The sequence below is a fragment of the Sphingomonas endolithica genome (assembly GCF_025231525.1).
In the GTDB taxonomy this organism is placed as follows: Bacteria; Pseudomonadota; Alphaproteobacteria; order Sphingomonadales; family Sphingomonadaceae; genus Sphingomonas; species Sphingomonas endolithica.
The window spans coordinates 2317105-2341289 of record NZ_CP103057.1; the positions used below are offsets into that span (position 1 = coordinate 2317105).

General features: G+C 66.8%; 27 protein-coding genes and 1 tRNA gene. 22 read left to right on the forward strand and 6 right to left on the reverse strand.

Annotated features, from left to right (window positions below; genetic code table 11):
* Positions 1-55: 55 nt before the first annotated feature.
* A complete protein-coding gene (locus NV382_RS10960; RefSeq protein WP_260596791.1) occupies positions 56-748 on the reverse strand; it encodes a winged helix-turn-helix transcriptional regulator in 693 nt (230 codons plus the stop codon).
* A gap of 90 nt (positions 749-838) precedes the next feature.
* Here NV382_RS10960 and NV382_RS10965 point away from each other — a divergent pair, with 90 nt between their 5' ends.
* The 5 genes from NV382_RS10965 to NV382_RS10990 are packed head-to-tail and all read left to right on the forward strand — an operon-like array spanning position 839 to position 3978.
* Positions 839-1264, forward strand: coding sequence for a VOC family protein (locus NV382_RS10965; protein WP_312026780.1), 426 nt, complete (start codon positions 839-841; stop codon positions 1262-1264).
* A 27-nt stretch (positions 1265-1291) separates the two neighbouring features.
* A complete protein-coding gene (locus tag NV382_RS10970; protein WP_260596793.1) occupies positions 1292-1945 on the forward strand; it encodes a glutathione S-transferase family protein in 654 nt (217 codons plus the stop codon).
* 20 nt (positions 1946-1965) lie between these two features.
* Positions 1966-2670, forward strand: a complete 705-nt coding sequence (locus NV382_RS19780; RefSeq protein WP_470423652.1) for a DUF1428 domain-containing protein — start codon at positions 1966-1968, stop codon at positions 2668-2670.
* Positions 2671-2713: 43 nt separating this feature from the next.
* Positions 2714-3496, forward strand: coding sequence for a VOC family protein (locus tag NV382_RS10985; protein WP_260596794.1), 783 nt, complete (start codon positions 2714-2716; stop codon positions 3494-3496).
* A 23-nt stretch (positions 3497-3519) separates the two neighbouring features.
* Positions 3520-3978 (forward strand): SRPBCC domain-containing protein, encoded by a 459-nt coding sequence (locus NV382_RS10990; protein WP_260596795.1) that lies wholly within the window; start codon positions 3520-3522, stop codon positions 3976-3978.
* Positions 3979-4470: 492 nt separating this feature from the next.
* Here NV382_RS10990 and NV382_RS10995 read toward each other — a convergent pair whose 3' ends face one another.
* Positions 4471-5076 carry a J domain-containing protein gene (locus tag NV382_RS10995; RefSeq protein WP_260596796.1) on the reverse strand — a complete coding sequence of 202 codons (606 nt, stop codon included), beginning with the start codon at positions 5074-5076 and terminating at the stop codon, positions 4471-4473.
* Between the two features lie 39 nt (positions 5077-5115).
* On the opposite strand from NV382_RS10995, the gene NV382_RS11000 reads away from it, so the two are divergent.
* The 5 genes from NV382_RS11000 (at position 5116) to NV382_RS11020 (ending at position 8502) form a co-directional block, all read left to right on the forward strand.
* Positions 5116-5400: a BolA family protein gene (locus NV382_RS11000; protein WP_260596798.1), complete on the forward strand. Its 285-nt coding sequence runs from the start codon at positions 5116-5118 to the stop codon at positions 5398-5400.
* A gap of 2 nt (positions 5401-5402) precedes the next feature.
* Positions 5403-6110, forward strand: a complete 708-nt coding sequence (locus NV382_RS11005; protein WP_260596799.1) for a glutathione S-transferase — start codon at positions 5403-5405, stop codon at positions 6108-6110.
* A 130-nt stretch (positions 6111-6240) separates the two neighbouring features.
* A complete protein-coding gene (locus tag NV382_RS11010; protein ID WP_260596800.1) occupies positions 6241-6678 on the forward strand; it encodes an NUDIX hydrolase in 438 nt (145 codons plus the stop codon).
* Positions 6668-7570, forward strand: coding sequence for a pirin family protein (locus tag NV382_RS11015; protein WP_260596801.1), 903 nt, complete (start codon positions 6668-6670; stop codon positions 7568-7570). The genes NV382_RS11010 and NV382_RS11015 overlap by 11 nt, the downstream gene beginning before the upstream one ends.
* Positions 7571-7617: 47 nt before the next feature.
* Entirely contained in the window at positions 7618-8502 is an 885-nt protein-coding gene (locus tag NV382_RS11020; protein WP_260596802.1) for an alpha/beta fold hydrolase, read from the forward strand.
* Between the two features lie 148 nt (positions 8503-8650).
* Here NV382_RS11020 and NV382_RS11025 read toward each other — a convergent pair whose 3' ends face one another.
* Positions 8651-9742: a DUF2332 domain-containing protein gene (locus NV382_RS11025; RefSeq protein ID WP_260596803.1), complete on the reverse strand. Its 1092-nt coding sequence runs from the start codon at positions 9740-9742 to the stop codon at positions 8651-8653.
* Between the two features lie 70 nt (positions 9743-9812).
* Between NV382_RS11025 and hisG the strand changes: the two genes are divergently transcribed.
* From hisG to NV382_RS11045, 4 genes are all read left to right on the forward strand, one after another.
* Positions 9813-10475, forward strand: coding sequence for an ATP phosphoribosyltransferase (gene hisG, locus NV382_RS11030; protein ID WP_260596804.1), 663 nt, complete (start codon positions 9813-9815; stop codon positions 10473-10475).
* On the forward strand, positions 10472-11755 hold the full coding sequence (hisD, locus tag NV382_RS11035) for a histidinol dehydrogenase (RefSeq protein WP_260596805.1): 1284 nt from the start codon (positions 10472-10474) through the stop codon (positions 11753-11755). The genes hisG and hisD overlap by 4 nt, the downstream gene beginning before the upstream one ends.
* A gap of 162 nt (positions 11756-11917) precedes the next feature.
* The gene (gene nusB, locus NV382_RS11040; RefSeq protein WP_260596806.1) at positions 11918-12397 is read left to right on the forward strand and encodes a transcription antitermination factor NusB; all 480 of its coding nucleotides are present in this window, start codon (positions 11918-11920) and stop codon (positions 12395-12397) included.
* Between the two features lie 100 nt (positions 12398-12497).
* Positions 12498-13904: an alginate export family protein gene (locus NV382_RS11045; protein WP_260596807.1), complete on the forward strand. Its 1407-nt coding sequence runs from the start codon at positions 12498-12500 to the stop codon at positions 13902-13904.
* A 30-nt stretch (positions 13905-13934) separates the two neighbouring features.
* Here the strand turns inward: NV382_RS11045 and NV382_RS11050 are convergent, their stop codons facing one another.
* Positions 13935-14303 (reverse strand): nuclear transport factor 2 family protein, encoded by a 369-nt coding sequence (locus NV382_RS11050; RefSeq protein ID WP_260596808.1) that lies wholly within the window; start codon positions 14301-14303, stop codon positions 13935-13937.
* 89 nt (positions 14304-14392) lie between these two features.
* Between NV382_RS11050 and thiL the strand changes: the two genes are divergently transcribed.
* The 7 genes from thiL (at position 14393) to NV382_RS11085 (ending at position 20601) form a co-directional block, all read left to right on the forward strand.
* Positions 14393-15310: a thiamine-phosphate kinase gene (thiL, locus tag NV382_RS11055; RefSeq protein ID WP_260600386.1), complete on the forward strand. Its 918-nt coding sequence runs from the start codon at positions 14393-14395 to the stop codon at positions 15308-15310.
* 102 nt (positions 15311-15412) lie between these two features.
* A complete protein-coding gene (locus tag NV382_RS11060) occupies positions 15413-17575 on the forward strand; it encodes a sodium-translocating pyrophosphatase (protein WP_260596809.1) in 2163 nt (720 codons plus the stop codon).
* A gap of 867 nt (positions 17576-18442) precedes the next feature.
* On the forward strand, positions 18443-18661 hold the full coding sequence (gene infA, locus NV382_RS11065; protein ID WP_010162480.1) for a translation initiation factor IF-1: 219 nt from the start codon (positions 18443-18445) through the stop codon (positions 18659-18661).
* 119 nt (positions 18662-18780) lie between these two features.
* Positions 18781-19353, forward strand: coding sequence for a Maf family protein (locus NV382_RS11070; RefSeq protein WP_260596810.1), 573 nt, complete (start codon positions 18781-18783; stop codon positions 19351-19353).
* Positions 19346-20302 carry a ribonuclease gene (locus NV382_RS11075; protein ID WP_260596811.1) on the forward strand — a complete coding sequence of 319 codons (957 nt, stop codon included), beginning with the start codon at positions 19346-19348 and terminating at the stop codon, positions 20300-20302. The genes NV382_RS11070 and NV382_RS11075 overlap by 8 nt, the downstream gene beginning before the upstream one ends.
* Positions 20299-20493 (forward strand): DNA gyrase inhibitor YacG, encoded by a 195-nt coding sequence (locus tag NV382_RS11080; RefSeq protein ID WP_260596812.1) that lies wholly within the window; start codon positions 20299-20301, stop codon positions 20491-20493. Before NV382_RS11075 ends, NV382_RS11080 begins: the two co-directional genes overlap by 4 nt.
* A gap of 32 nt (positions 20494-20525) precedes the next feature.
* Positions 20526-20601, forward strand: a tRNA-Phe gene (locus tag NV382_RS11085).
* A gap of 307 nt (positions 20602-20908) precedes the next feature.
* Here NV382_RS11085 and NV382_RS11090 read toward each other — a convergent pair.
* Both NV382_RS11090 and NV382_RS11095 read right to left on the reverse strand, forming a co-directional pair.
* Positions 20909-21460, reverse strand: a complete 552-nt coding sequence (locus tag NV382_RS11090) for a hypothetical protein (protein ID WP_260596813.1) — start codon at positions 21458-21460, stop codon at positions 20909-20911.
* A 106-nt stretch (positions 21461-21566) separates the two neighbouring features.
* Positions 21567-22268, reverse strand: a complete 702-nt coding sequence (locus NV382_RS11095; RefSeq protein ID WP_260596814.1) for a hypothetical protein — start codon at positions 22266-22268, stop codon at positions 21567-21569.
* Positions 22269-22584: 316 nt separating this feature from the next.
* Between NV382_RS11095 and NV382_RS11100 the strand changes: the two genes are divergently transcribed.
* The gene (locus tag NV382_RS11100) at positions 22585-23745 is read left to right on the forward strand and encodes an IS110 family RNA-guided transposase (protein WP_260596815.1); all 1161 of its coding nucleotides are present in this window, start codon (positions 22585-22587) and stop codon (positions 23743-23745) included.
* Positions 23746-24185: the final 440 nt, after the last annotated feature.

Consider the following 24185-nt stretch of genomic DNA (forward strand, 5'->3'; position numbering starts at 1 on the left):
ACGCCTTAGGGCAAGCCGGCAACGGGACTCAACCGCTTGTGCGCAACTTTGCCGCTCAGGTGATTTTTTCGGGGAGGGCGAACATGGTAGCGAAGCGTGACGCCAATGCCAGGTCTCCCACCAAGTAGAGGGCGTCCGCGTCGAGCGCCTGCGTCAAGGGCATCCCGCCATAGAAGACCGGCAGGAAGGCATTGGTCTCCCCCGACAGCATTGCATCGGCGCCGGTGGCGGCGTCGCGCGCCACCACGATCGCACCGTGCGCCACGCGTGCCACATAGGTCTCGCCGCGCAGTTCAAATCCTATCGTCGCGGTGAGATCCCCCACCCGCTCGGCCACCAACAGCATCTTGAGCGACAGCATCAGCGCCGAGGGCGAGAAATGCTGCATCGGATCATGCCGCGGCGAGCGCAGCGCCCAGCGCCCCAATCCCAGCACCACAGGCTCGCACTCGCGCCCCCAATCGGTCAGCACATAGACCTGCGCGCGCGCCGGCGGCGGCAGCTGCGCACGGGCGACGATCCCCGCCGCTGCCAGCCCTTCCAGCCGTTGCGTCAGCACGTTGGCGCTGATCCCGGGCAGCCCCGCCCGAAGATCGCCGAACCGCCGCGGCCCCAGCAGCAGCTCGCGCACGATCAGCAGCGACCAGCGTTCGCCGACCAATTCCATGCCGAGTGCCGTGCCGCAGGCATCGTCATACCACTTCTTTTCCGGCGCTTCATTTAAATCGGTTACTTTTACTAACTTCATGGTTGTTTTTAATAACGGCGCGCGGCATCATCGTCAAACAGCGATTCGAAACACAACAATTCGCAAGCCCAGGAGAGACGCGTGGCCAAGATGATCTTCGTGAACCTGCCCGTCGCCGACGTGGCCGCCTCGACTGCCTTCTACGAGGCGATCGGCATGGTGAAGAACGAGATGTTCTCCAACCATCAGGCCTCGTCGATGGTCTGGTCGGACACGATCCACTTCATGCTGCTCGATCACGCTTTCTACGCGACCTTCACGGCCAAGCAGATCATAGACGCGAAGACCACCAGTGGCATGCTGATTGCGCTGGCGTTCGATGCCCGGGCCGATGTCGATGCGTTTACCAAGGCCGCCGTGGCGGCGGGCGGGCAGGAACTGCACGATCCCGAAGATCTGGGCTTCATGTACTCGCGCGCCTTTGCCGATCCCGACGGCCATGGCCTCGGCCCGTTCTGGATGGACCCCGCCGCCGCCGCGAGCGGCCCCGAGCACATGGCCGACGCCGCGGCCTGAGCCGCACCCGCAAGCAGGAGGATCGCCATGATTCCGACCATCACCGTGTTCGAATGGGTGCCCGATTTCGCCCGCGGCTATGTCCGCGACATGCGCGCACGCTGGGCGTTCGAGGAAACCGGCCAGGATTATGCCGTCGACGTGATCGACTTCGATCGCGTGAAAAGCCCGGCGCACCGCCGGTTCCAGCCGTTCGGGCAGGTCCCGAGCTACCGCGACGATGCGGTCGAGATCTTCGAATCCGGCGCGATCGCGCTGCACATCGCCCGCGCCGCCCCCGGCTTGCTGCCCGCCGATCCGGCCGGACAGGCACGCGCCGAACAATGGGTAATCGCCGCGCTCAACTCGGTCGAACCCTATGTCATGCAGCTCGCCGTGGTCGATATCTTCGAGGCCGATCGTGCCTGGTCGGCCGAGCGCCGTCCCAAGGTCATCGAGGATATCCGCGGCCGGCTGGTCGATCTTTCCGCTGCCCTGGGCGACAAGGATTGGCTCGACAACAGCTTTACCGTCGGCGACCTGACGATGGTCTGCGTGCTACGCGGATTGCACGACAGCAGGCTGCTGGAGGAATTCCCCAATCTCGCCGCCTATGTCGCGCGCGGCGAAGCTCGTCCAGCCTATGCCCGCGCGTTGGCCGCGCATCTCGCCGATTTCGCCGCCGAACCGGTCGCCGCCTGACCTAAAGGAGGAGAGAGACGATGAACTACATCCAAGGCTTCGTACTCGCCGTGCCGAGCGCCAGCAAGCAGGCCTATATCGAGCATGCCAGCAAGGCGGTGCCGATCTTCCGCGAGTTCGGCATGACGCGGATGGTGGAATGCTGGGGCGACGACGTGCCGATCGGCAAGGTCAACGATTTCCGCACCACGGTGCAGGCCAAGGAGGACGAGACCGTCGTGTTCAGCTGGTGCGAATGGCCCTCGCGCGACATCTACCAGCGCGGCATCCAGCGCATGATGGAGGATCCGCGCATGAAGGAGATGGGCGAGATGCCGTTTGACGGGAAACGCATGATCTTCGCCGGCTTCGCCCCGGAGATCGATGACGGCGGCGGCACCGAGCCCGGCTATGTCGACGGCTTCCTGATCCCCGTCGCGCCCGACAAGAAGGACGCATATTTCGACATGGCACGCCGCCTTGCGCCGGGCTTCCTGCAAAGCGGCGCGACGCGCCTGGTCGAGGCATGGGGCGACGACGTGCGGGCCGGCAAGGTCACCGATTTCTTCCGCGCGGTGCATGCCGCGGACGGGGAAAATGTCGTCTTCTCCTGGGTGGAATGGCCCGACAAGCCAACGCGGGATGCGGGCATGAGCCAGGTGTCGCAGGAAACTCCGCCCGCGGACATGCCGTTCGATGGCCAGCGCCTGATCTATGGCGGCTTCATGCCCGTGCTGGACGCCTGAACCACCCACGGCAGCAAGGCAGACGATAGCAAGGAGACATACGGTGACCTATCCCCATGGCAGCCCGATCTGGTACGAACTGACCTCGCCCGACCCGGACGCCGCCAAGGCGTTCTACGAACAGGTCATCGGCTGGACGATCCACGATGCCGATCCCAGCGGGATGGATTATCGCATGATCGACACTGGCGATCAGAATTTCGTTGGCGGGCTGGCCGGTATGGCGGGCGAGCGGCCACCCGGCGTGGGACCGGGGTGGAAATTCTATCTCTGCGTCGACGATACCGACGCGATCGTGACGCGGATCACCGCCGCCGGCGGCAGTCTGATCACTGGACCACACGATCTGCCCGGTGTCGGTCGCCTGGCGCTGGTCGCCGACCCGCAGGGCATCCCCTTCTACGTCATGCGCGGCGCGATCGACGCGACCAGTAGCGTGTGGGACCGTACCGCCATGGGCAAATGCAGCTGGAACGAGCTCAACACCACGGACCAGAGCGCCGCCAACGCCTTCTATGCCGAGATGTTCGGCTGGACCTACCCCGACAAGATGCCGATGGGCGAGATGGGTGACTATGTTTTCGTTCAGGCCGGCGACGAAACGATCGGCGCGACGATGAACGCGCCGCCCGGCGCGCCCGCCGCCTGGCAGTTCTATTTCCGCACCACCGATATCGATGCCGCGGCCACCAAGGTGACCGACGGCGGCGGCACCGTCCATGCCGGCCCGATGGACGTCCCCGGGGGTGACCGCATCATCGTCGCCAGCGATCCGCATGGCGCCATGTTCGGTGTCGTGGCAGCAGCGGCAGGCGGCGCAGCATGATCCCCAAGCCCTGAGGAGTTGCCATGACCGACGCCCACGAGCTTTCCGTCACCCGCCTGATCGACGCGCCGATCGACCTGGTCTGGCAGATCGCGACCGTCCGCATGGCGGAATGGTGGTGCCCCAGGCCCTGGACAACCGAGATCATCGAGCAGGACTGGCGCCCCGGCGGCCGCTCGGCGATGATCATGCATGGGCCGGACGGCGAACGCCACGAACTGGAAGGCGTGTTCCTGGACGTCGTGCCGGGCCGGCATTTCATCACCACCGATGCCTTTGCCGCAGGCTGGATTCCGCAGACGCCGTTCATGACCGGCATGTGGGAGCTCGCCGAGGAACACGGCAAGACCCGCTACACCGCCCGCGCTCGCCACTGGACTGCGGAGGCGAAGGCGGGACACGAGGCGATGGGTTTCACCGAAGGCTGGGGCAAATGCGCCGAGCAACTGGCGGAGATCGCCGAGCGCGAGGCCACGGCCTAGCCGTAATCCTCACCGTCACCCCGGACTTGTTCCGGGGTCCACCACGCCGCACGCTCTGCCTTCAATGCGCGGTCCATATCGTAAGCCGCTTGGTGGACCCCGGAACAGGTCGGCAACTATCCCTTTCAGACATGGTTGGTCATCCCCGCGAAGGCGGGGATCCATAGTGGCGGGCTTAGCGGCTGAAATGCAGACGTTCGAGTATATGGATCCCCGCCTACGCGGGGATGACGGCGAGTTACTTGTTCGAAGGGTACAACCGCCGAACAAGTCCGGGGTGACGACTTGGCTGATGCAAGCGCGCCCCGGAAAGCGATGCGCATTGCGGCGGATCTCGAATGTCGGTCGATCCTCACACCGCGAGGCCTGGCTCCTCCCAGGCACGGGGAGGGGGACCGCCCGGCTTCTTCAGCCGGGTGGTGGAGGGGGCTCTCCCCAAGCGCTAAAGTAGCGTTGCCAGCCCACCCCCTCCGTCAGGCTTCGCCTGCCACCTCACGCGAAAGCCGCGGCGCCCTTCAGCTGCGTGTACGCCGCGATAACCTCCTGCAGCGCCTTTTCATGGCTGCGGTCGCCGCCATTGCGGTCGGGATGATAGCGCCGCACCAGCTCGGCATAGCGCGATCGCAAGCCGCGCCGATCGACATCGGTCGCCAGCCCCAGCACCTTCAACGATCGCCGATCCACTTCGGACAAGGGCCGCCCATCCCGGCGGACCTCTTCCTGTCGGCGCTGGAACCGCGCGCCGATCGCATCCAGCGGATCGGCGAAATCGGCCCATTTCGGTGGCCGGTCCGCTCCGCCGGTGCCGGTGAACGCGCGCGTCTCGCGCTCCCAGCCGGCAAAGGGACGCTGCGCATCGTGGATCTCGTCCGGGCTCATCCCGCTGAAGAAATTATAGCCGGCGTTGAACGCGCGCACATGATCCAGGCACAGCCAGCGATAGGGCCGCGGCCCTTCATGCCCGCTGCCGACCCCCTCCAGCAGCGGCGCGCGGAATTCGCCCGCCTCCTGGCAGCCGGGTTCGGAGCACAGTCGCCCCTCGGCCTCGACCCGGCCGTGGAACCGCACGCCCACCTTCTTTTCACGCTGATCCGCCACGCGGCTCCCCGAATGCCAAAAACGGTTTATATAGGGTCGATGACAGACCTCGCCACCTCGCCGATCGCCGATCAGATCACGGCGCGCCTCTCGGCCGCGCTCACCCCGACACGGCTGCTTGTCAGCAACGACAGCGCCCAGCATGCCGGGCATATGGGCGACGACGGTACCGGCGAATCGCACTTCTCGGTCGAGGTGGAAAGCGCCGCCTTTGTTGGCCTCTCGCGGGTCCAGCGCCAGCGCCTCGTCAACCAGGCGCTGGCCGACCTGCTGCGCGACCATATCCACGCGCTGGCGATCAAGGCGCGCGCACCGGGGGAATGAGCATGGCCTATAATCTCTGGTATTGGCCCACGATCCAGGGCCGCGGCGAATTCGTCCGGCTCCCGCTGGAGGCAGCGGGGATCGCCTATGTCGATCGTGCCCCGCGCAAGGGTGCTGAGGCGCTGATGACCGATCTGGAGCGCCACGAGACACGCGGCCCCTTCGCCCCGCCCTATCTGGAGAAAGACGGGCTGGTCGTCGCGCAGGTCGCCAATATCCTGCTGTATCTCGGCGAGCGTCACCAACTGGCGCCTGCCGCCCTGGCCGATCGGCTGTGGCTCAACCAGTTGCAGCTGACCATCGCCGACCTCGTCACGGAGGTGCACAACATCCACCACCCGGTCGAGATGATGGCCTATTACGACGACCAGAAACCCGAAGCCGCCCGCGCCGCCAGGCCGTTCCGCGAGGAACGCCTGCCCAAGTTCCTCGCGCATTTCGAGGCGGCGGCGAACAGCAATGCCGGCGACTGGCTGATCGACGATCGCTGGAGCTATGCCGATACCTCGTTGTTCCAGCTCGTCGAGGGCCTGCGCTACATGTTCCCCAAGCGGATGGCGGCGATCGAGCGCGACTATCCCGGCGTGATCCGCATTCACGACCGGGTCGCCGACCTCTCCGGCATCCAGGCGTATCTGAAGAGCGAACGCCGCATCCCGTTCAACACCGATGGCATCTTCCGCCACTATCCGGAGCTGGACGCCGCGTGACCCTGCCCACCTTCGTGTTCCCCGGCGAAGGCCGGGGCCCAGTCGGGAAACAGAAGTTGGCGGGCGCGGCGCCTGGTTACCAACGCCATCGCGACTGGACCCCGGCCCCCGCCGGGGAACAGCTAGACGGATGAGACTTCCCCGACCCGCCGCGCGCATCCTGCTCACCGACCCTGCCGGCCGCGTGCTGCTGTTCCGCTTCACCGCTAACGATCGCCCGCCTTTCTGGTGCACCCCGGGCGGCGCGGTCGATCCCGGCGAAAGCTATGAACAGGCCGCCGCGCGCGAGTTGATCGAGGAGACCGGCCTGGCGCTCGACCCCGGACCCCAAGTCGCGCAGCGCACCGCCGATTTCCTCACGTTGGAGGGCGTCGAGGTGACCGCCGACGAACGCTATTTCCGCGTGACCACCGACATGGTCGACATCGACACGACCGGTCACACCGCGCTCGAACGCCGTGTGATGCGCGCGTGGCGCTGGTTCGATCGCGCCGATCTGGCTGACCATCCCGAGACCATCTACCCGCACGATCTGCTTGCGCTGCTGGAGGCAAATGATGACCAATGACGACCTGATTCTGCAGACGGTCACCCCCGTCACCCACGATCTCGGAGGGTTCAAGGTCCACCGCACGCTGCCCAACAAGGAGCGTACGATGGTCGGCCCGTTCCTGTTCTTTGACCAGATGGGCCCGTCGCAGTTGGCAATCGGTAATGGTGTCGACGTGCGCCCGCATCCACATATCAACCTGGCGACCGTCACCTACCTCTATGCCGGCGGGCTCGACCACCGCGATTCGCTCGGCACGATGGCGACGATCGCGCCCGGCGCGGTCAATCTGATGACCGCCGGCCACGGCATCGTCCATTCCGAACGCTCGCCTTTGTCCGAGCGCGCGCAAGGTCCCGAACTCTCCGGCATCCAGACCTGGATCGCGCTGCCAGAGAAGGACGAGGAGATGGACCCCGCGTTCGAACATGTCGAAAAAGCAGCATTGCCCACCGTCGAGACGACCAACGCCCGCGCCCGCGTGATCATGGGCGACCTGTGGGGCGTCTCCGCGCCGACCACGACCTATGCCAGCACGATCTATGCCGACATCGTGCTCGACGCCGGCGGCCACGTACCGATCGATCCCGGCGCCGACGAGCGCGCGGTATACGTGTCGATGGGCGAGGCGACGCTCGACGGCATGACGCTGGAGCCGATGGTGCTGTACGTGCTCAAACCCGGCATCTCCACGTCGCTGCGCTCGGCGACGGGCGGCCGCGTGATGCTCTGCGGTGGCGAAGCCTTCGCCACGCCGCGCCACGTCTGGTGGAATTTCGTCAGCTCCAGCCGCGAGCGCATCAACGAAGCCAGGCGCGCGTGGAAGGCCGGCGCCTTCCCCAAAGTGCCCGGCGACGACAAGGAATGGATCCCGATCCCCGAGGCACCGCTGACGGTGAGCTATCCGTAACACCCAATAAGCCCCTCCCCTGCAGAGGGGCTTGAAAGGAGAAAATGATGGCTGACTTCGACCTTGAACGCGTGGAGCTCCCCACAGGCGTCACCCTGGACGTCGCGGTGGAAGGCGACCCCGCCCATCCCGCCATCATCCTGCTTCACGGCTTCCCCGAATCGCACCGCACCTGGCGCCACGTCATCCCGGAACTAGCCAAGACCCACTACGTCCTCGCCCCCGATCAGCGCGGCTATGCCCGTTCGTCCAAGCCCGCCAATGTCAGCGACTACACCCCCGACAAGATCGTCGCCGACCTCATCGCGCTCGCCGACCACTATAAGATCGATCGCTTCACCTTGGTCGGCCACGATTGGGGCGGCGCGATCGCCTGGATGGCGGCGCTGACCCGGCCGGACCGCGTCGCCCGGCTGATCATCGTCAACGCGCCGCACCCCTATATCTTCCAGAAGACGCTGTTCGACGATCCGCAACAGCGCGCGGCCAGCCAATACATCACTAAATTCCGCGACACGGCACTTGACCAGGGCCTGATCGGCGCCGGGCTGGAGCGCTTCTTCGGCACGACCTTCGCCAAGGTGCTGACCAAGACCGTTGCCGGCGAAGACAAGGCCGCCTATCTCGACGAATGGGGTCAGCCCGGCGCGATGACCGCGATGCTCAACTGGTATCGTGCCAGCCAGATCGTGGTGCCGGGGATGGACGAGACGCCCGAACGCCCGGCGTTCCTCGGCGCGCCGTTCCCGCCGGTGACGCAGCCGACGCTCGTCATCTGGGGGATGCAGGACAAGGCATTGCTGCCGAGCCAGCTCGAGGGGCTGGAGACGTTGGTGCCGGATCTGACGGTCGTGCATGTCGATGCCGGGCATTTCGTACCGTGGGAGGCGCCAGGGTCAGTGGTGCATACGATCAAGAGCTGGCTCCCCTAATTCCTCCCCCAGCTTGCTGGGGGAGGGGGACCATTCGCTCCTTCAGCGAATGGTGGAGGGTTCTCGCCACGAGCGCCGCGTGCGGGGCATACCCCTCCACCCCGCCCTACGGGCGCGGTCCCCCTCCCCGAGCAAGCTCGGGGAGGAATTAGACGGTAATCTTCGCCCCCGCGGGCAAGACGATCCCCTCGCCCGCCGCCACCGCGCCATACTTCACCCAAGCCGCATGCGCATGCGCCGTCGCCAGCACCTGCCAGTCCCCCTCCCCCGGCCAGCTTCGCACCCGCACCACCTGGTGCGCCAGCGAACGATCCGGCTCCATCGCCACCCAGCCGAGCGGCCGCTCGTCGGTCGCGCGCGCGCCGGCGGCGGCCATCGCCACGCGGATCCGCTCCGCCACCGGCTCCGGCAGATATTGCCACACCACCGAATGCATCAGCACGCGAGTCACCCCCGCCGCCTGCGGCTCGGCCAGGCGCGCCTCCACCCAATCCGCCGCATCCGCCCGGTCCAGCCGCACACCCCGTTCGCGCAACATCACCACCGCCGCCCGCAACCGCGCCAACCGCGTGGGCGTCTCCGCCCAGACATACGCCGACAGCCGCGCCTCGACCGCCGGATCGGTCGCGTCCATCGTCGCCACATCGCAGCCCCGCGCCGAGACGATCTCGATCGGCACGGCCTCCGGCGCGTCGCCGGTCCAGTCGGGCACGATCGTCACCGGCGAGTCCACCGGCCCGACCAGCGTCCCGCCGAGATCGAAGCGATAGCGATCGATCAGCAGGTTGAGCCCCGCGCTCGAACCGATCTCCAGCACCTCGATCCTCGGCCCATGTCGCCGCGCGATCTCCAGCAGCCCGGTCATCAGCGCCGCCGAGCGGCCCGGTTCGTTGGTCTGCGGCGGCCCGTCGAGCCACGGCATCAGCGCCGCCTCGTGCCGTGCCAGCACCCGCTCCAAGATCGACACGATCGCCGCCCCGTCCGCAACGGCCCCGTCGAACACCGCCGCCAACTCGTCATCCTGCCCTGCGATCACCAAGGCATGCAGCCCACCGATCAACCTGAGCGGCAAGGCATCGCGTGTCGGCTCGCCCGCCCAATCCAGCACCCGTGCGCCGACCGCGCTGTCGCGGCTGAGCCCCTCCGCCACCGCCGCGCAGATCCGCGCATAGATCGGCGCGTCCATCGCCGCACAATAATGTTCCTGAATCCGGAACGCTTCCCGTACTGCGTCGCTCATGTCCGGCATCTCCCGCAATTGTCGGGCGTGTGTTGCTCCCTGCCCCGCCCCCACGTAAAGCCCCGACGACATGCCTCAACCACTCATCATCGCCATCCCCAAGGGCCGCATCCTCGACGAGGCCGTGCCGCTGCTGCGCCGCGCCGGGATCGAGCCCGAAGCGGCGTTCAGCGACGAGAACAGCCGTGCGTTGCGCTTCGCCACCAACCAGCCCGGCATCGACCTGATCCGCGTCCGCGCGTTCGACGTCGCAACCTTCGTGGCGCATGGCGCAGCGCAGCTCGGCATCGTCGGCTCGGACGTATTGGCCGAGTTCGATTATTCCGAGCTCTACGCGCCGGTCGATCTCGGCATCGGCCATTGCCGCATCTCGGTCGCCGAACCCGCCGCGCTTGCCGCCAACGACGATCCGCGCGGCTGGAGCCATGTCCGCATCGCCACCAAATATCCGCACGTGACGGCGGCGCACTTCAAGGCGCGCGGCGTGCAGGCGGAATGCGTCAAGCTGAACGGCGCGATGGAGCTAGCGCCGCTGCTCGGCCTCGCGCCGCGGATCGTCGATCTGGTGTCATCGGGGCGGACGCTGAAAGAGAATGGCTTGGTGGAAGTCGAGGTGATCGCGGAAGTAACATCGCGGCTCATCGTCAATCGCGCCGCCTTCAAGACGCGGCCGGAGATCGTGCCGCTGGTCGAGGCGTTCCGCCGCTCCGTGGCGCAGGAGCAGGCGGCGTGATCAAGCTCTCCACCTCAGACCCCGCTTTCGACCGAGCGTTCACGACCCTCGTCAACGCCCGGCGCGAGGCGGATGCCGACGTTGCCCGCGACGTCCGCACGATCGTCGCCAGCGTCCGCGACGAAGGCGATGCCGCACTCGCCGCCTTCACCAGGAAGTTCGATCACCACGACCTGAACGACACCGGCTGGCGCATCGAACGCAGCGAATGGCTCGCCGCGTACGAAGGCCTCGATCCCACTCTCCGCGACGCGCTCACCCTCGCCGCCAAGCGCATCACCGCCTATCACGAGAAACAGCGCCCAGAAGACAGCGACACCACTGACGCTGCCGGCGTCCGCCTCGGCGCGCGCTGGAACGCGATTGCCGCCGCCGGCATCTACATCCCCGGCGGCCGCGCAGCCTATCCGTCATCGGTACTGATGAACGCCATCCCCGCGCGCGTCGCCGGGGTCGAGCGCATCGCGATGGTCACGCCCACGCCCAATGGCGAGATCAATCCATTGGTGCTCGCCGCCGCGCACATCGCCGGCGTCACCGAAATGTGGCGCGTCGGCGGCGCACAGGCGATCGCCGCACTCGCCTACGGCACCGGCCGGATCGCGCCGGTCGACGTGATCACCGGCCCCGGCAACGCCTGGGTCGCGGAGGCCAAGCGCCAGCTCTACGGCGTGGTCGGCATCGACATGGTCGCCGGCCCGTCCGAAATCGTCGTCGTCGCCGATGGCCAGAACGATGCAAACTGGATCGCCGCCGACCTGCTCAGCCAGAGCGAGCATGACCCGACCAGCCAGTCGATCCTGTTCACCGACGACGCGGCGTTCGCGCGCGCCGTGGCCGACGCGGTCGACCTGCAGATCGGTACGCTCAGCACCGCGCAGACCGCGCGCACCGCCTGGGACGCCAACGGCGCGATCATCGTCACCGCCAGCCTCGAAGAAGCCCTGCCGCTAGTCGATCGCCTCGCGCCCGAACATCTCGAACTCGCCTGCGACAACCCGCAAGCCCTGTTCGATCGCGTGCGCCACGCCGGCTCGGTATTCATGGGCCGGCACACCCCCGAGGCGATCGGCGATTACGTCGCCGGCCCCAACCACGTGCTGCCGACGGGGCGCCGCGCGCGCTTCGCCAGCGGGCTATCGGTGCTGGACTTCATGAAACGCACCAGCTTCCTGCAGCTCGATCCCGCCAGCCTGGCGGCGATCGGCCCGGCGGCGGTCGCGCTCGCCGAAGCCGAAGGCCTGCCCGCCCACGCCAAGTCTGTGGCGCTGCGGCTCTGACCCGCGCAGCCCCATACTGTTCCCCGGCGAAGGCCGGGGCCCAGGCGGACAGGTAGAAGTTACAGCGCGCAGCATACGCCAATCGACGTCTCCCGACTGGCCCCCGGCCTTCGCCGGGTAACAGGTTCATTTCTGCGCGATCATCCTCTATAGCCCCCGCCGATGACCTCCCCCGACCCCCGCACCCCCACTCGCACCAAAGCCCGCAGCCAGGCGCGCGCCGCGTCCCGGCTCGCCGCCGTCCAGGCGCTGTACCAGCATGACATGGAGGGCACGCCCGTCCCGACGTTGCTGCACGAATTCCACCAACACCGGCTCGGCGCGACGATCGAGGACGCGGAATATGCCGAGCCCGAGGTCGATTTCTTCGACGATCTCGTCAAAGGTGCAACCGCGCGGCTGGACGAGATCGATGCCGCCATCGCCGCCAAGCTCTCCACCGGCTGGACGCTCGCCCGGCTCGACAAGTCGATGCGCGCGATTCTGCGCGCCGGTAGCTATGAACTGCTTGCCCGCGCCGACGTGCCCGTCGGCACCGTGATCACCGAATATGTCGATGTCGCACATGCTTTCTTCGACAAACGCGAGGCGGGCTTCGTCAACGGCTTGCTCGACGCTATCGCCAGGGACGTTCGCGTTTGAACAGCAGCCGCGCTGCGCAGCCGCCACAATTGTTGCCGAATGTTGCCCCTCATTGTCCCCATGTCACGAAACCGCCGCGATAATGCGCAAAAGTACGTGCATGATCCTGCGCTTCGCCATCGCCGCCCCGCTGCTCACGCTGGCCGCTCATGCGGCCCAGGCGCAGTCGCTCCCCGCCTCTCCCGCTTCCTCCACCGAGAAGCCGGGCAAGGAGGAGACCGCGCCCAAGAAGGACGAGACCGGCCTGATGGTCACCGCCTCCAGCCGCGCCCGGTTCGAGACGGTGGACGGTCGCCCCCGGCCGGGCTTTGCGACGTCGGAGGACGCGTTCCTGCTGCGCACCGGCATCGCGGTGGAATATGGCCCCGGCCCGGTCGCGATCGGTGCCGAGATCATCGACAGCCGGGCCTATGACATTCGCGGCGCCACGCAGATCGGCAACGGCGATGTCGATGCGCTCGAGCTGCCACAGGCCTATGTCAAATGGCGGCTGACCGATCCCTTCGCCAACGGGACCAATGTCGCGCTGCAGGGCGGCCGCTTCCTGATCAATCTCGGCTCCGGACGATTGGTCGCGACCGACGAATATCGCAACACGGTGAACGGCTTCACCGGCGTGCAGGTGGATATCGAGCCCGACCGCAACACCGAACTGGTCGCCTTCTACGTCCTGCCGCAGCAGCGCCTGCCCGACGAACAGGATCGCATCCGCCACAATGCGGTGGTGATGGACCGTGAGTCGTTCGACACCGTGTTCTTCGGTGCGCATCTGCAGCGCAAGAAGCTGTTTGCCGGCACGCAGGGCGAAATCGCCTATTACCGGCTGGCCGAACGTGATGGATCGGATCGCGAAACCGCCGACCGCCGGTTGCACACGATCGATGCGCGATTGTCGCGCGAGGCCAAGGCACGGACGGTCGACTACGATCTGGAGGGCGCTTACCAGTTCGGCCGGGTGAGCGAATCCACCATGGCGACCGCAGGCAAGCAGAGCGTCGCCGCCGGCTTCGTCCATGCCGCCGCCGGCTACACCTTCGATACGCCGCTCAAGCCGCGCGTCGGCCTGTTCTACGATCATGCCAGCGGCGATCGGCCCGGCGGCAAACTCGGCCGCTTCGATACCCTGTTCGGCAGCCGCCGCGACGATTTCGGCCCGTCCGGTACCTATGGCGCGCTCGCCCGCGAGAATATCAGCGCGCCGGGCGTCCGCTTCGAGGCCCGGCCGGGCGACCGGTTCGAGCTGCTCGCCGATTACCGCGGCATCTGGCTCGCCTCGCGCCGCGACCGGTTCTTCAACGTGACGGACAAGACCGGCGGATCGGGCCGGTTCGGCGGGCAGCAGGTCGAAGGGCGGCTACGCTACTGGCTGATCCCAAAGCATCTGCGTCTGGAAAGCAATTACGCGCTGCTGTTCAAGGGCGACTTCCTGAAGGACGCACCGCAAGCACTGGCCCGCGACAAGAAAACCGTGCGCTTCATCGAGGTCAATCTGCAGGCCACGTTCTAACGCCGGGCGCGCGGTGCACCCGACGCGCGATCAATCACCCGCCGAAGACAGCCCCAGCGGCGGCGTCTGCTGGTGCTGCACGACCTGCCAATCCTCGTGCCCGCGCCGCCGGTAGGTCGAGGTGCAATGCGCCTCATACGCTTCGTCGTCGCGTGCCGCCTTCACGTGATAGGCGACGACGATCAGCCCCTCTTCCGGCCGCGCGACACGCCGCTCGGTCAGTTCGACGCTCGACCAGCGCGGCGTCGCCGACACCGCCGCCACCGCCTCGTCGCCGCTCAGCACGAACGGCGGGTTCGGCAGCACCATCAGGCATTGCGCGTCGATCGATGCGCGGTAATGCTCGGCATCGGCAGTCCACAGGCTCTCTTCGAAGGCCCAAACGCGGTCGTCGTCCATGCTGCTCTCCTGGCTATGCACCTGGAAAGCGCCAGAAGGGCGATCGTTCCTTGGCAGACGCGCGCGATCCCACCGGCTACCATCGCACCATGACCGAAGCCGAGTTCCTCGCCCGCCTGCGTACGCTCCCGCTGCACCCCGGCGCGCACGACCTGGCGGACGACACCGCGACGCTCGGGCGCTACACGCTCACCACCGACACGCTGGTGGAAGGCGTGCACTATCTGCCGAGTGATCCCGCGCACGATGTCGCGTGGAAGCTCGTCGCGCAGAACCTGTCCGATCTCGCCGCCAAGGGCGCCACGCCGGTCGGCGTGCTGCTCAACTATCCGCTGCGCGCCTCGCCTGCGCCGGGGAACACGGACTGGGACGCCACCTTCCTCACGGGTCTCGCCACCGCCCTTACCCACTTCGCTACCCCGCTGCTCGGCGGAGACACCGTCTCGCTCCCGGCGCACGCCCCGCGCGTCATCACGCTCACCGCGATCGGCGAGCACGCCCCCGCTCCCCCGCGCAGCGGTGCCCAGGCCGGCGATGCGCTCTACGTCAGCGGCACGATCGGCGATGCCGGCGCGGGGCTCGCCATCGCGCAGGGCCAGCCCGGCCCCCACGACCTCCTGCAAGCCTATCGCCGCCCGCAGCCGCGCCTGGCCGAAGGCCGCGCGCTCGCCCCCCATGTCCATGCGATGATGGACGTCTCGGACGGCCTGCTCATCGACGCACAGCGCATGGCGACCGCCAGCAATCTCGCGCTCACGATCGATCTCGCCCGGATCCCCTTGTCTCCCGCCTACACGACCTTCGCCGGCACCACCCGCGCCGCCCGTCTCAAGGCCGCCACGGCTGGCGACGATTACGCGCTCCTCTTCGCCGCCCCGGCCGACTTCGCCGCCCCCGCCCCCGTCACGTGCGTCGGCCAGTTCTCCGATGGCACCGGTCTCACGCTGCAGGACGGCGACCACGCCCTCCCGCTCCCCCCCAGACTCGGCTTCCAGCACGGCGGCTAGCCCGGCTTGCACTCCCCACGACCGCCCTATACGCTCGCCCCCGATCGTGGGAGCACGGTGCAAAGCCCCGGCTCCGGCGCGTAACAACGCAAGGGAGAGCGCATGCAGATCGTCTATGCCGCCATCGTCTGCGGCCTGATCGCCGTACTCTACGGCATCATCACCAGCCGCCAGGTCCTGGCCGCCAGCCCCGGCAACGAGCGCATGCAGGATATCGCCGCCGCGATCCAGGAAGGGGCCAGGGCCTATCTCGGCCGACAATACCGCACGATCGCTATCGTCGGATTGGTCATGGCGGCGCTCGTCGCCTGGTTCCTCGGCTATGTCTCCGCCATCGGCTTCCTGATCGGCGCGGTCCTGTCGGGGATCACCGGCTTCATCGGCATGAACGTCAGCGTCAAAGCCAACGTCCGCACCGCAGAAGCCGCGCGTACCTCGCTGCAGGGTGGCCTGACCATGGCGTTCCGCTCCGGCGCGGTCACCGGCATGCTCGTGGCGGGGCTGGGGCTCCTCTCGATCGCCGGCTTCTTCTGGTACCTGACCGGTCCGGCCGCTCACGCCCCCAACGACCGCATCGTCATCGATTCGCTCGTGGCTCTGGCGTTCGGCGCCTCACTCATCTCGATCTTCGCGCGATTGGGCGGCGGCATCTTCACCAAGGCGGCGGACGTCGGCGCCGATCTCGTCGGCAAGGTCGAGGCCGGCATCCCCGAGGACGACCCCCGCAACCCCGCCACCATCGCCGATAACGTCGGCGACAATGTCGGCGACTGCGCCGGCATGGCCGCCGATCTGTTCGAAACCTATGTCGTCACACTCGGCGTCACGATGGTCTCCATCGCCTTGCTGGTAAAAGCCGACACCGCCGAACTGCTCAAGCTGATGACGCTGCCCATGCTGGTCGGCGGCGTGTGCATCGTCACCTCGATCGTCGGCACCTATTTCGTCCGCCTCGGCCGCGGCGAATCGATCATGGGCGCGCTCTACAAAGGCTTCTGGGTCACCGTCGCGCTGTCCGTGCCCGCCATCTACCTCGCCACCCAGTACACGATCGGCGACATGAACGCGGTGATCGGCGGCGCGGGCTTCCTCGATGCCGCGTCCGACAACCTCACCACCGAAGCCGCGGCGGGCGCGGCGCGCGGCGCGTCGTTCACCGGCATGGACCTGTTCTGGTGCATGATGATCGGCCTCGCGCTCACCGGCGCATTGGTGTGGATCACCGAATATTATACCGGCACCAATTTCCGCCCCGTGCGCAGCATCGCCAAGGCCAGCGAAACCGGCCACGGCACCAACGTGATCCAGGGCCTCGCGGTCAGCCTGGAGAGCCCCGCGCTGCCCACGCTCGCCATCTCCGTCGCGGTGATCGCCAGTTACCAGCTCGCCGGCGTGATCGGCATCGCCTTTGCCGCCACCGCGATGCTGGCGCTCGCCGGCATGGTCGTGGCGCTCGACGCTTACGGCCCGGTCACTGACAATGCCGGCGGCATCGCCGAGATGGCGGGCCTGCCCGACGACGTCCGCCACCGCACCGATGCCTTGGACGCGGTCGGCAACACCACCAAGGCCGTCACCAAGGGCTATGCGATCGGGTCCGCCGCGCTCGCCGCGCTCGTCCTGTTCGGCGCCTACACCACCGATCTCGCCGAGTTCTTCCCCGATCTCAACGTCGATTTCAGCCTCTCCAATCCCTACGTCATCGTCGGGCTATTACTCGGCGCCCTCCTCCCGTTCAGCTTCGGCGCGTTCGGCATGACCGCGGTCGGCCGGGCGGCGGGCGCGGTGGTGGAGGATGTCCGCGCGCAGTTTCGCGACAATCCCGGCATCATGGCCGGCACCAGCCGCCCCAACTACGCCCGCACCGTCGATCTCGTCACGAGAGCGGCGATCCGCGAGATGATCGTGCCAAGCCTGCTCCCCGTCCTCGCCCCGATCCTGGTCTATTACGTCATCACGCTCGTCGCGGGCCAAGCGAGCGGCTTCGCGGCACTCGGCGCATTGCTGCTCGGCGTGATCGTCTCCGGCCTGTTCGTCGCCATCTCGATGACCAGCGGCGGCGGCGCGTGGGACAATGCCAAGAAATATATCGAGGACGGCCATCACGGCGGCAAGGGCAGCGAAGCGCACAAGGCCGCGATCACCGGCGACACGGTCGGCGATCCGTACAAGGATACGGCGGGCCCGGCGGTGAACCCAATGATCAAGATCACGAATATCGTCGCGCTGCTGCTGTTAGCAGCGCTCGCTGTTAACACAGGCTGAGCACAGCTCAGCAAGCGCGACCGGCCGGCGGGGGCGCCAGACGCCCCCGACCGACGGCGTGGCTTCGCCACGACGCGCCTATTTCTTCTTCCTTCCCCAGGCGGCTACGCCGACCACGAAAGAAATCGGTTGCGAAAAGCGCAAGGATTTCCGACTTAGATGGTATCGCTATCGACGATGCGATGTCCACGCGTTCGTATCAACGCCTCTGGAGGACAGGAACGGCATGACCGACACCCAACGCCATACGGCGATCCTTGGCCTGATCGAGGCCTATACCACGCGGGCAAGGAAGAAACGCGGCAGAGTATCTCGGCGCTCACCGATCTCTACAAGTTCGAGGAGCAATTGGCCGCACGCATTGCCGAACTTGAAAAAACCGGAGGCAATTGAGCCGTACCAATAGCATGCGCGACGAAGCCGCCTGGCACCCGACGAACGAAACCGATTTCGGCCGTTCGCCGTGCGGCACATCGTCACGCTTGCCGAACTGATGCCCGGCCGCCAACCCCAATCTGCCGCCGCAGATCAGCCCAGAAAAAGGTGGCCCGCGTCGAAACCCGCGCCGGCCACCAAAAGGGTGCGCATGGCTCGCTCCTTTGATCAAGCGCCGTCCGCCATTTTGTTGGACGCTGCGCGCTGTCCTACAACGCTCGCCTGCGCTAACATCGTGCCGTGCCCCGAACGCTGCTCTTTGCCATCGCCGCTGCCCGACGCCCAAGCTCTGCCCCAAGTTGAGAAAGGCGAAACATGCGGCGTTTTCAGAGAACCTTTCTCAACTTAGCCCCCACCCCGCTTCCCTTTCGCGGCCCGATCCGCTAAGGGCCGCGCTTCCCGAGATTTCCCCGAAATTTGCTAGAGGTTTGTTTGGCCAAGGAAGAACTGCTCGAAATGCGCGGCCAGGTGGTGGAGCTTTTGCCCAACGCCATGTTCCGCGTGAAGCTCGAAAACGATCACGAAATTCTCGGCCACACCGCCGGCAAGATGCGCAAGAACCGCATCCGCGTGCTCGTCGGTGACGAAGTGCTCGTCGAACTCACGCCCTACGATCTGACCAAGGGTCGCATCACGTACCGCTTCAAGTAAGCGATCGGCCGCTCTCCGTTCGTCCCGAGCTTGTCGAGGGGCGTGTACCGGGCGCAGCGCCCGGTTCGGGGGCTTCGACAGGCTCAGCCCGAACGGTATCTGGTATAATGACCGATCTCATGCCCAGCCTCGTCCTTGCCTCCACGTCCCCCCGCCGGCTGGAGCTGCTCGCCCGCATCGGCGTGGTGCCCGCCCGCATCGCCGCGCCCGATGTCGACGAGGATCCGCTGAAGGACGAGCTGCCGCGCCCCTATGCGCTGCGCATCGCCACCGCCAAGGCGCATGCGGTGGAGCGTGGGCCGGGCGAGGTGATCCTGGCCGGCGACACGACGATCGCCGCCGGCCGCCGCATCCTCGGCAAGCCCGCCGACGAAGCTGACCTGCGCCGCATGCTTGGCCTGCTCTCGGGCCGCCGCCACCATTGCCTGTCCGCAGTCTGCGTCATCGATGCCACCGGCAAGGCGCGCACCCGCATCAGTGACACGATCGTCGCGTTCAAGCCGCTGTCGGGCGCCGAGATCGATGCCTATGTCGCCAGTGGGGAGGGGCTCGGCAAGGCCGGCGGCTATGCCATCCAGGGCCGTGCCGAGGCCTGGGTGCGCTTCCTCTCGGGCTCGCATTCTGGCGTCGTCGGCCTGCCCCTGTTCGAAACCCGCGCCCTGCTCACCACCGCCGGCGTGGCCATTGCCTGAATGGCTCTACGAGGCCGGCATCGGCGAAGCGCGTGCGGCGCTGGTCGATGGCGACCGCATCCTGCAGGCGCGGATCGAGCTTGACGACGGCGCGCTCCGCCTCGGCACCGTCGCCCGCGCCCGTCTGGTCGAGATCACCACCAAGGGCCGCGAAGGCCGCGTGATGCTGGATGGCGGGGCGGAGGCGACGCTCTCCCCGCTCCCCGCCGGCATCACCCAGGGCGCGGCGCTCACCGTCCGCATCGTACGCGAGGCCATTCCCGAGGCCGGCCGCGCCAAGCGCCCCCGCGCCGCCCCCAGCGACGACGCACCGGCGGCCGGCCCCGATCTCCTCGCCCGCATCACCGCCACCGGCCTTCCCGTTCGCAGCTTGTGGCGCCATGAGGCGGATGCACTGGAACAGGCCGGCTGGTCCGAGCTGCTCGAGGAAGCGCTGAGCGGCGAGATCGCCTTTCCCGGCGGCGCGCTCCGCCTCTCGCTGGCGCCCGCGATGACATTGTTCGACGTCGATGGCCCCGGCGCGCTGGAGCCGCTGGCGCTCGCCGCCGCCACCGCCGTGGCCCAGGCGATCGTGCGCCACGATATCGGCGGCTCGATCGGCATCGATTTCCCGACGATCGCCGGCAAGGCGGCGCGCCAGGCGGTCGGCACCGCAATCGACGCCGCGCTCCCGCTGCCGTTCGAACGCACCCAGATGAACGGCTTCGGCTTCCTGCAGATCGTCCGCCCCCGGCTCCACGCCTCGCTGCCCGAACTGCTGCGGATCGATCCTGCAGCGGCCGCCGCCCGCGCCTTGCTCCGCCAGCTCGAACGCGCCGCTCCGCTGGCGCCCCGCCAGCACCGCGTATCCGCCCGGGTCCTTGCCGTGCTGGATGCCAACCCCACATGGACGGTGGAGCTCGCCCGCCGCACCGGCGCCGCGCCGGTCTTCGAATTGGACCCGAGATGAAGAAAGACAGCTGCCCGATCTGCGGCAAGCCGCCATCACCGACGCACAAGCCCTTCTGCAGCCAGGGCTGCCGCGATCGCGACCTGCTGCAATGGCTGGGCGAAGGCTATCGCATTCCGGCGGGCCCCGCCGAGCGCGATGATGCGGATAGCATGCCGGATGGGCTGGACAGCCGTGGGCACGCCGACTAAGAGCGCGCTTCCGGTGCGGAAACGCGCCGTGTGCCCGAGTAGCTCAGTTGGTAGAGCACACGATTGAAAATCGTGGTGTCGGTGGTTCGAACCCGCCCTCGGGCACCACTCCTTTCTTATCTGCGTGTTGGTGCAATTTAACCCTGCCCCGGAGGCAGGCTTATTATGCCCTCGCGCACTGGGGGCAGGTGACAGCTCAGACGAAATCCCGCACACCGGGGTGGTGCCCGGCGCAGTTAACAGGCTTCGGGCGCACGTTAAACGCTGCATGGGGGTGCTAGCACCGTCGATCTGCTTTCATCCAGCAGCGGCCTTTAAGACGTCCGCTTCGGCGCATGACGTCCGATAAAGGTAGGTGTTCAAATGAAGTAAAACAACGGAGCCGATGGTTGCCACGTTCCGCCGCAGCCGGCAGTCAACTTCCGCACGATAAAGCACCAACGATCCTCTGCGACTTGCCTTGGACGGCAATGGTCAGCGTCGCCCGCGATGTGGTCGCCTCCGTCCCGACGCGCCGCGCGATTCCGATAGGCTGGATGTGGACGGTCACGCCCTCCGCGTGCCAGTCCTTGAAGGTGAATGGGAACAGTTCGGGCGCGTTCGGTCGGGGCGCAAGGATGATCATCCGCCCATCCAGACGCACTACCGCCCTATCTTCGGCGGCCGCGAAGCGCATCGGACGATCAGGAGGGAGGGACCAGGAGCAGCCGGTGCCGGCGGCACCGGCTTCAAACACCTGATCGGAGGTCATCGGCTGCAAGAGCAACGGGCCTCGAGCGGCCGGCGAGACGGCCGGAACGAAGCACGTCACGATGGAACAGGCCAACCAACGGATGGCGAGACGGGAACACCCCCGACGGATCCGCCCGCCCCCAACGGCGACAAATTCCGCAGCGGGACGGAGCGTCAGCCGAAGGAAAACTCCGGCGGACGGCAGAAACGACTTCAATCCGGCTTTCTTCGTCATCTTCCTGTTCCCCATCCATCATCTGAAAGGCCAGCGCAGGGGAGCATCGCCACCATGCGTAGGCCCAGCACTTTCGCCATCGTCGCCGCCGTCGATGCCCTGCGGCTCAATACGACGGCTTGCCTCGCGTCCCGGCGGCGGAAGCCGTTGCTCGCAGCAGTTCGGCATCTCGCAGGGCGGACGCGTCGCGGCCCTGGATCATACGGATCGCCATGCCGCCCCCCATTCCCAACGAACGCTGTCCGCCGAAGAGGACGGTCCTCGTCCCGAACCCGCGGCCGTTGGCGCAGACTGGTCCAGCCACGCACCATGTCGCGCCCGCACTAAGCCCAGGCGCTCCCGAGTAATCGGGTGCCCCATACTTCCGCGAAAGCTCTGCCACCATCTGCTGCGCCGTCCTACCCGGTGCCGGTGCCTCGTATCTGACTTCCTTGATCCGACCCAATTGTGGCGAGGGAGCGGAACTGAACTCCACAACCACGCGCTCATCGCCCTTGGTGCCGATCAACGATCCCACGCCCTTCTTGTTGTAGTCGAACTGACGCCCGGCGGCATCCTGTCTGGAGAGTTCGTTGTTCACGTCCTGCTCCCAGCTGTATCCCTTGTCTTCCGTCAGGGACCAACCCGCCGCCTTCAGGACGGCCACCGTCTGCGGAACGCTCATGCCGATGGTCAGGCCGGCGACGTCCAACTTCTTCTCACGCGCTCCCGGCGCCTTCGCATCGGCGCTCCCATTGCCGGGGATCGCCTGTCCGCACGCCACCAGCAGAACCACTGCGGCCAACAAGCCATTCTTCATTCCGGTCATCGATCTTCTCCAGGTCGCGGACGAGCGGCAGCCTCCGCCGGGACCCTTGGCCCGACGCCGCCGTCGTCCAGATTGTGGAAGGGCGGAAACCGCCGCGGGTTACGTCATCGCATCGTCAGGAGGGTGGGAGACCTAACGCGGACGCCCTTGCTTTCACGCATGGTTTCACCCCCCAAAGGGCGGCGCGCCACCGACGGCGCCGCCTCGTTGATCGAGACGGCGCCGGTCCTTGGTGACCGGTTGTGGTTTAGCTGAGGTCTTTTTTCTTCGGCTAGAAGGCGCACGATGGCGTCGCGTGCAGGAAGGAGAAGACGCTATGACCAAGAAGATCACTAACCCCGAGATCCTGGCGGTCCGGGCCGCTGCTGAGACGGACCCGGCCCGAGGTCGCGTGTGGGTGGGGCTCGACGTGGGACTGAAGTCGACGGCAGTGTGCGTGCTCGATAGTGACGGCAAAGTCGTCCATCAGTGTTCGATGAAGACGCATCCGACCGAGATCGGACGTTACCTGGCAAAGAACTTCACCTCCAACGTGGCCGTCGTCGGCATGGAGACCGGTGCCATGTCCGTCCACCTGTCGGGTGGTCTGCGCCGGCTCGGCTACCAGGTGGCGGTGATGGATGCGCTTCAGGTGCACCGGGTGCTTTCGCTTAAGCGGAACAAGACCGATACCAACGACGCGCGCGGCATCGCCGAGATCACGCGAACGGGACGCGACTATCTGACCGAGGTCTATGTGAAGAGCGCCGCCTGCTACGAGGTACGCGCGCAGCTCATCATGCGTCACCGGCTGGTCCAGCAGCGGCTCGCCAACGAGAACATGATCCGTGGCCTGCTGCGGGTCTATGGTGGACGGGTGGAGCCCGGCGCCAAAGCGGCAGCGACGTATCGCGAGCGTGTCATCCAGCAGCTGCTGCTCATCGAGGATCACGAAGGCATCAACCTGCGGCCACGCATTCTGCCTGTGCTCGATCTGTGCGAGCGGCTCGAGACTGACGCCGAACGGATCGGGGCCGAGCTGGAGATGCTCGCCGCCGCCAACCCGGTGTGCCGCCGTTTCATGGCGGTGCCCGGTGTCGGTGCGCTTACCGCGCTGTCCTTCTTCACCGCGATCGAGGAGCCAACCCGCTTCCGCCGCGCCGACGATGTCGCAGCCTACCTTGGCCTCACGCCGCGGGTCTACCAGTCGGGCGAGAGCCTCACCCATGGGAAGATCAGCAAGATGGGCAACCGCCTGACCCGCACTCACCTGGTCACCGCCGCGACGGTGCTCATGTCAGCGACCAAGACCTTCTCGTCGCTGAAGGACTGGGGTCTTCGGCTGGCGAAGAAGGTCGGGTTCAACAAGGCAAAGGTGGCGGTCGCGCGCAAGCTGGCGACCATCTTGTTCGGCATGTGGCGCGACGGCACCCACTTCCAGTTCAAGGCCGAGACGGTCGAGCCGCATCGCCAGATGATGCAGGCTGCCCGCGCCTGACACGAGCTCACGCTATCCGTCCCGTCGGACGGTACGATCCTCCCGGGAGGCGGAGGGACCGGTGACTTCGCTTTAAACATTGGGGCAGCGATGACCCCGAGCTACGGTTGTTGAAGCACCACCCTTCGATACGAACCGACCCCAATGCGGCATGTGACACTAATGAAGGCTGCAGGACGATAGCCGTCACATGACCCCGGAGAGACTGTTGCACCCCGGGTCGATCGATCACCGACAAAGGACGTTGCAAGAGAAGGCCAACAGTGATGAAGTAGCGATCGCCAACGTCGCCCCTGCCGCAGGGGACCTCAGCTAGAGAATGTTCGAAACTCGCGACTAGACGAGCGCGGACGCCTTTAGGCCGGGTGGCCCTGGACATGCACGCCGCCACCCGGTCGCAAAGGAGCAACCGGCGGTCTTTCGACCGTTCTAATCGCGAG

Coding starts and splice junctions, on each gene's coding strand:
- NV382_RS10990 (WP_260596795.1), top strand. CDS start 3,520: ATGACCGACGCCCACGAGCTTTCCGTCACCCGCCTGATCGACGCGCCG.
- NV382_RS11050 (WP_260596808.1), bottom strand. CDS start 14,303: ATGGACGACGACCGCGTTTGGGCCTTCGAAGAGAGCCTGTGGACTGCC.
- NV382_RS11070 (WP_260596810.1), top strand. CDS start 18,781: ATGCCCAGCCTCGTCCTTGCCTCCACGTCCCCCCGCCGGCTGGAGCTG.
- NV382_RS10970 (WP_260596793.1), top strand. CDS start 1,292: ATGATTCCGACCATCACCGTGTTCGAATGGGTGCCCGATTTCGCCCGC.
- NV382_RS11010 (WP_260596800.1), top strand. CDS start 6,241: ATGAGACTTCCCCGACCCGCCGCGCGCATCCTGCTCACCGACCCTGCC.
- nusB (WP_260596806.1), top strand. CDS start 11,918: ATGACCTCCCCCGACCCCCGCACCCCCACTCGCACCAAAGCCCGCAGC.
- NV382_RS10965 (WP_312026780.1), top strand. CDS start 839: ATGATCTTCGTGAACCTGCCCGTCGCCGACGTGGCCGCCTCGACTGCC.
- NV382_RS11020 (WP_260596802.1), top strand. CDS start 7,618: ATGGCTGACTTCGACCTTGAACGCGTGGAGCTCCCCACAGGCGTCACC.
- hisG (WP_260596804.1), top strand. CDS start 9,813: ATGCCTCAACCACTCATCATCGCCATCCCCAAGGGCCGCATCCTCGAC.
- NV382_RS11015 (WP_260596801.1), top strand. CDS start 6,668: ATGACCAATGACGACCTGATTCTGCAGACGGTCACCCCCGTCACCCAC.
- NV382_RS11080 (WP_260596812.1), top strand. CDS start 20,299: ATGAAGAAAGACAGCTGCCCGATCTGCGGCAAGCCGCCATCACCGACG.
- NV382_RS11000 (WP_260596798.1), top strand. CDS start 5,116: ATGACAGACCTCGCCACCTCGCCGATCGCCGATCAGATCACGGCGCGC.
- NV382_RS10960 (WP_260596791.1), bottom strand. CDS start 748: ATGAAGTTAGTAAAAGTAACCGATTTAAATGAAGCGCCGGAAAAGAAG.
- NV382_RS11005 (WP_260596799.1), top strand. CDS start 5,403: ATGGCCTATAATCTCTGGTATTGGCCCACGATCCAGGGCCGCGGCGAA.
- NV382_RS11090 (WP_260596813.1), bottom strand. CDS start 21,460: ATGACGAAGAAAGCCGGATTGAAGTCGTTTCTGCCGTCCGCCGGAGTT.
- thiL (WP_260600386.1), top strand. CDS start 14,393: ATGACCGAAGCCGAGTTCCTCGCCCGCCTGCGTACGCTCCCGCTGCAC.
- NV382_RS11100 (WP_260596815.1), top strand. CDS start 22,585: ATGACCAAGAAGATCACTAACCCCGAGATCCTGGCGGTCCGGGCCGCT.
- NV382_RS19780 (WP_470423652.1), top strand. CDS start 1,966: ATGAACTACATCCAAGGCTTCGTACTCGCCGTGCCGAGCGCCAGCAAG.
- NV382_RS11045 (WP_260596807.1), top strand. CDS start 12,498: ATGATCCTGCGCTTCGCCATCGCCGCCCCGCTGCTCACGCTGGCCGCT.
- NV382_RS11095 (WP_260596814.1), bottom strand. CDS start 22,268: ATGACCGGAATGAAGAATGGCTTGTTGGCCGCAGTGGTTCTGCTGGTG.
- NV382_RS11060 (WP_260596809.1), top strand. CDS start 15,413: ATGCAGATCGTCTATGCCGCCATCGTCTGCGGCCTGATCGCCGTACTC.
- NV382_RS11025 (WP_260596803.1), bottom strand. CDS start 9,742: ATGAGCGACGCAGTACGGGAAGCGTTCCGGATTCAGGAACATTATTGT.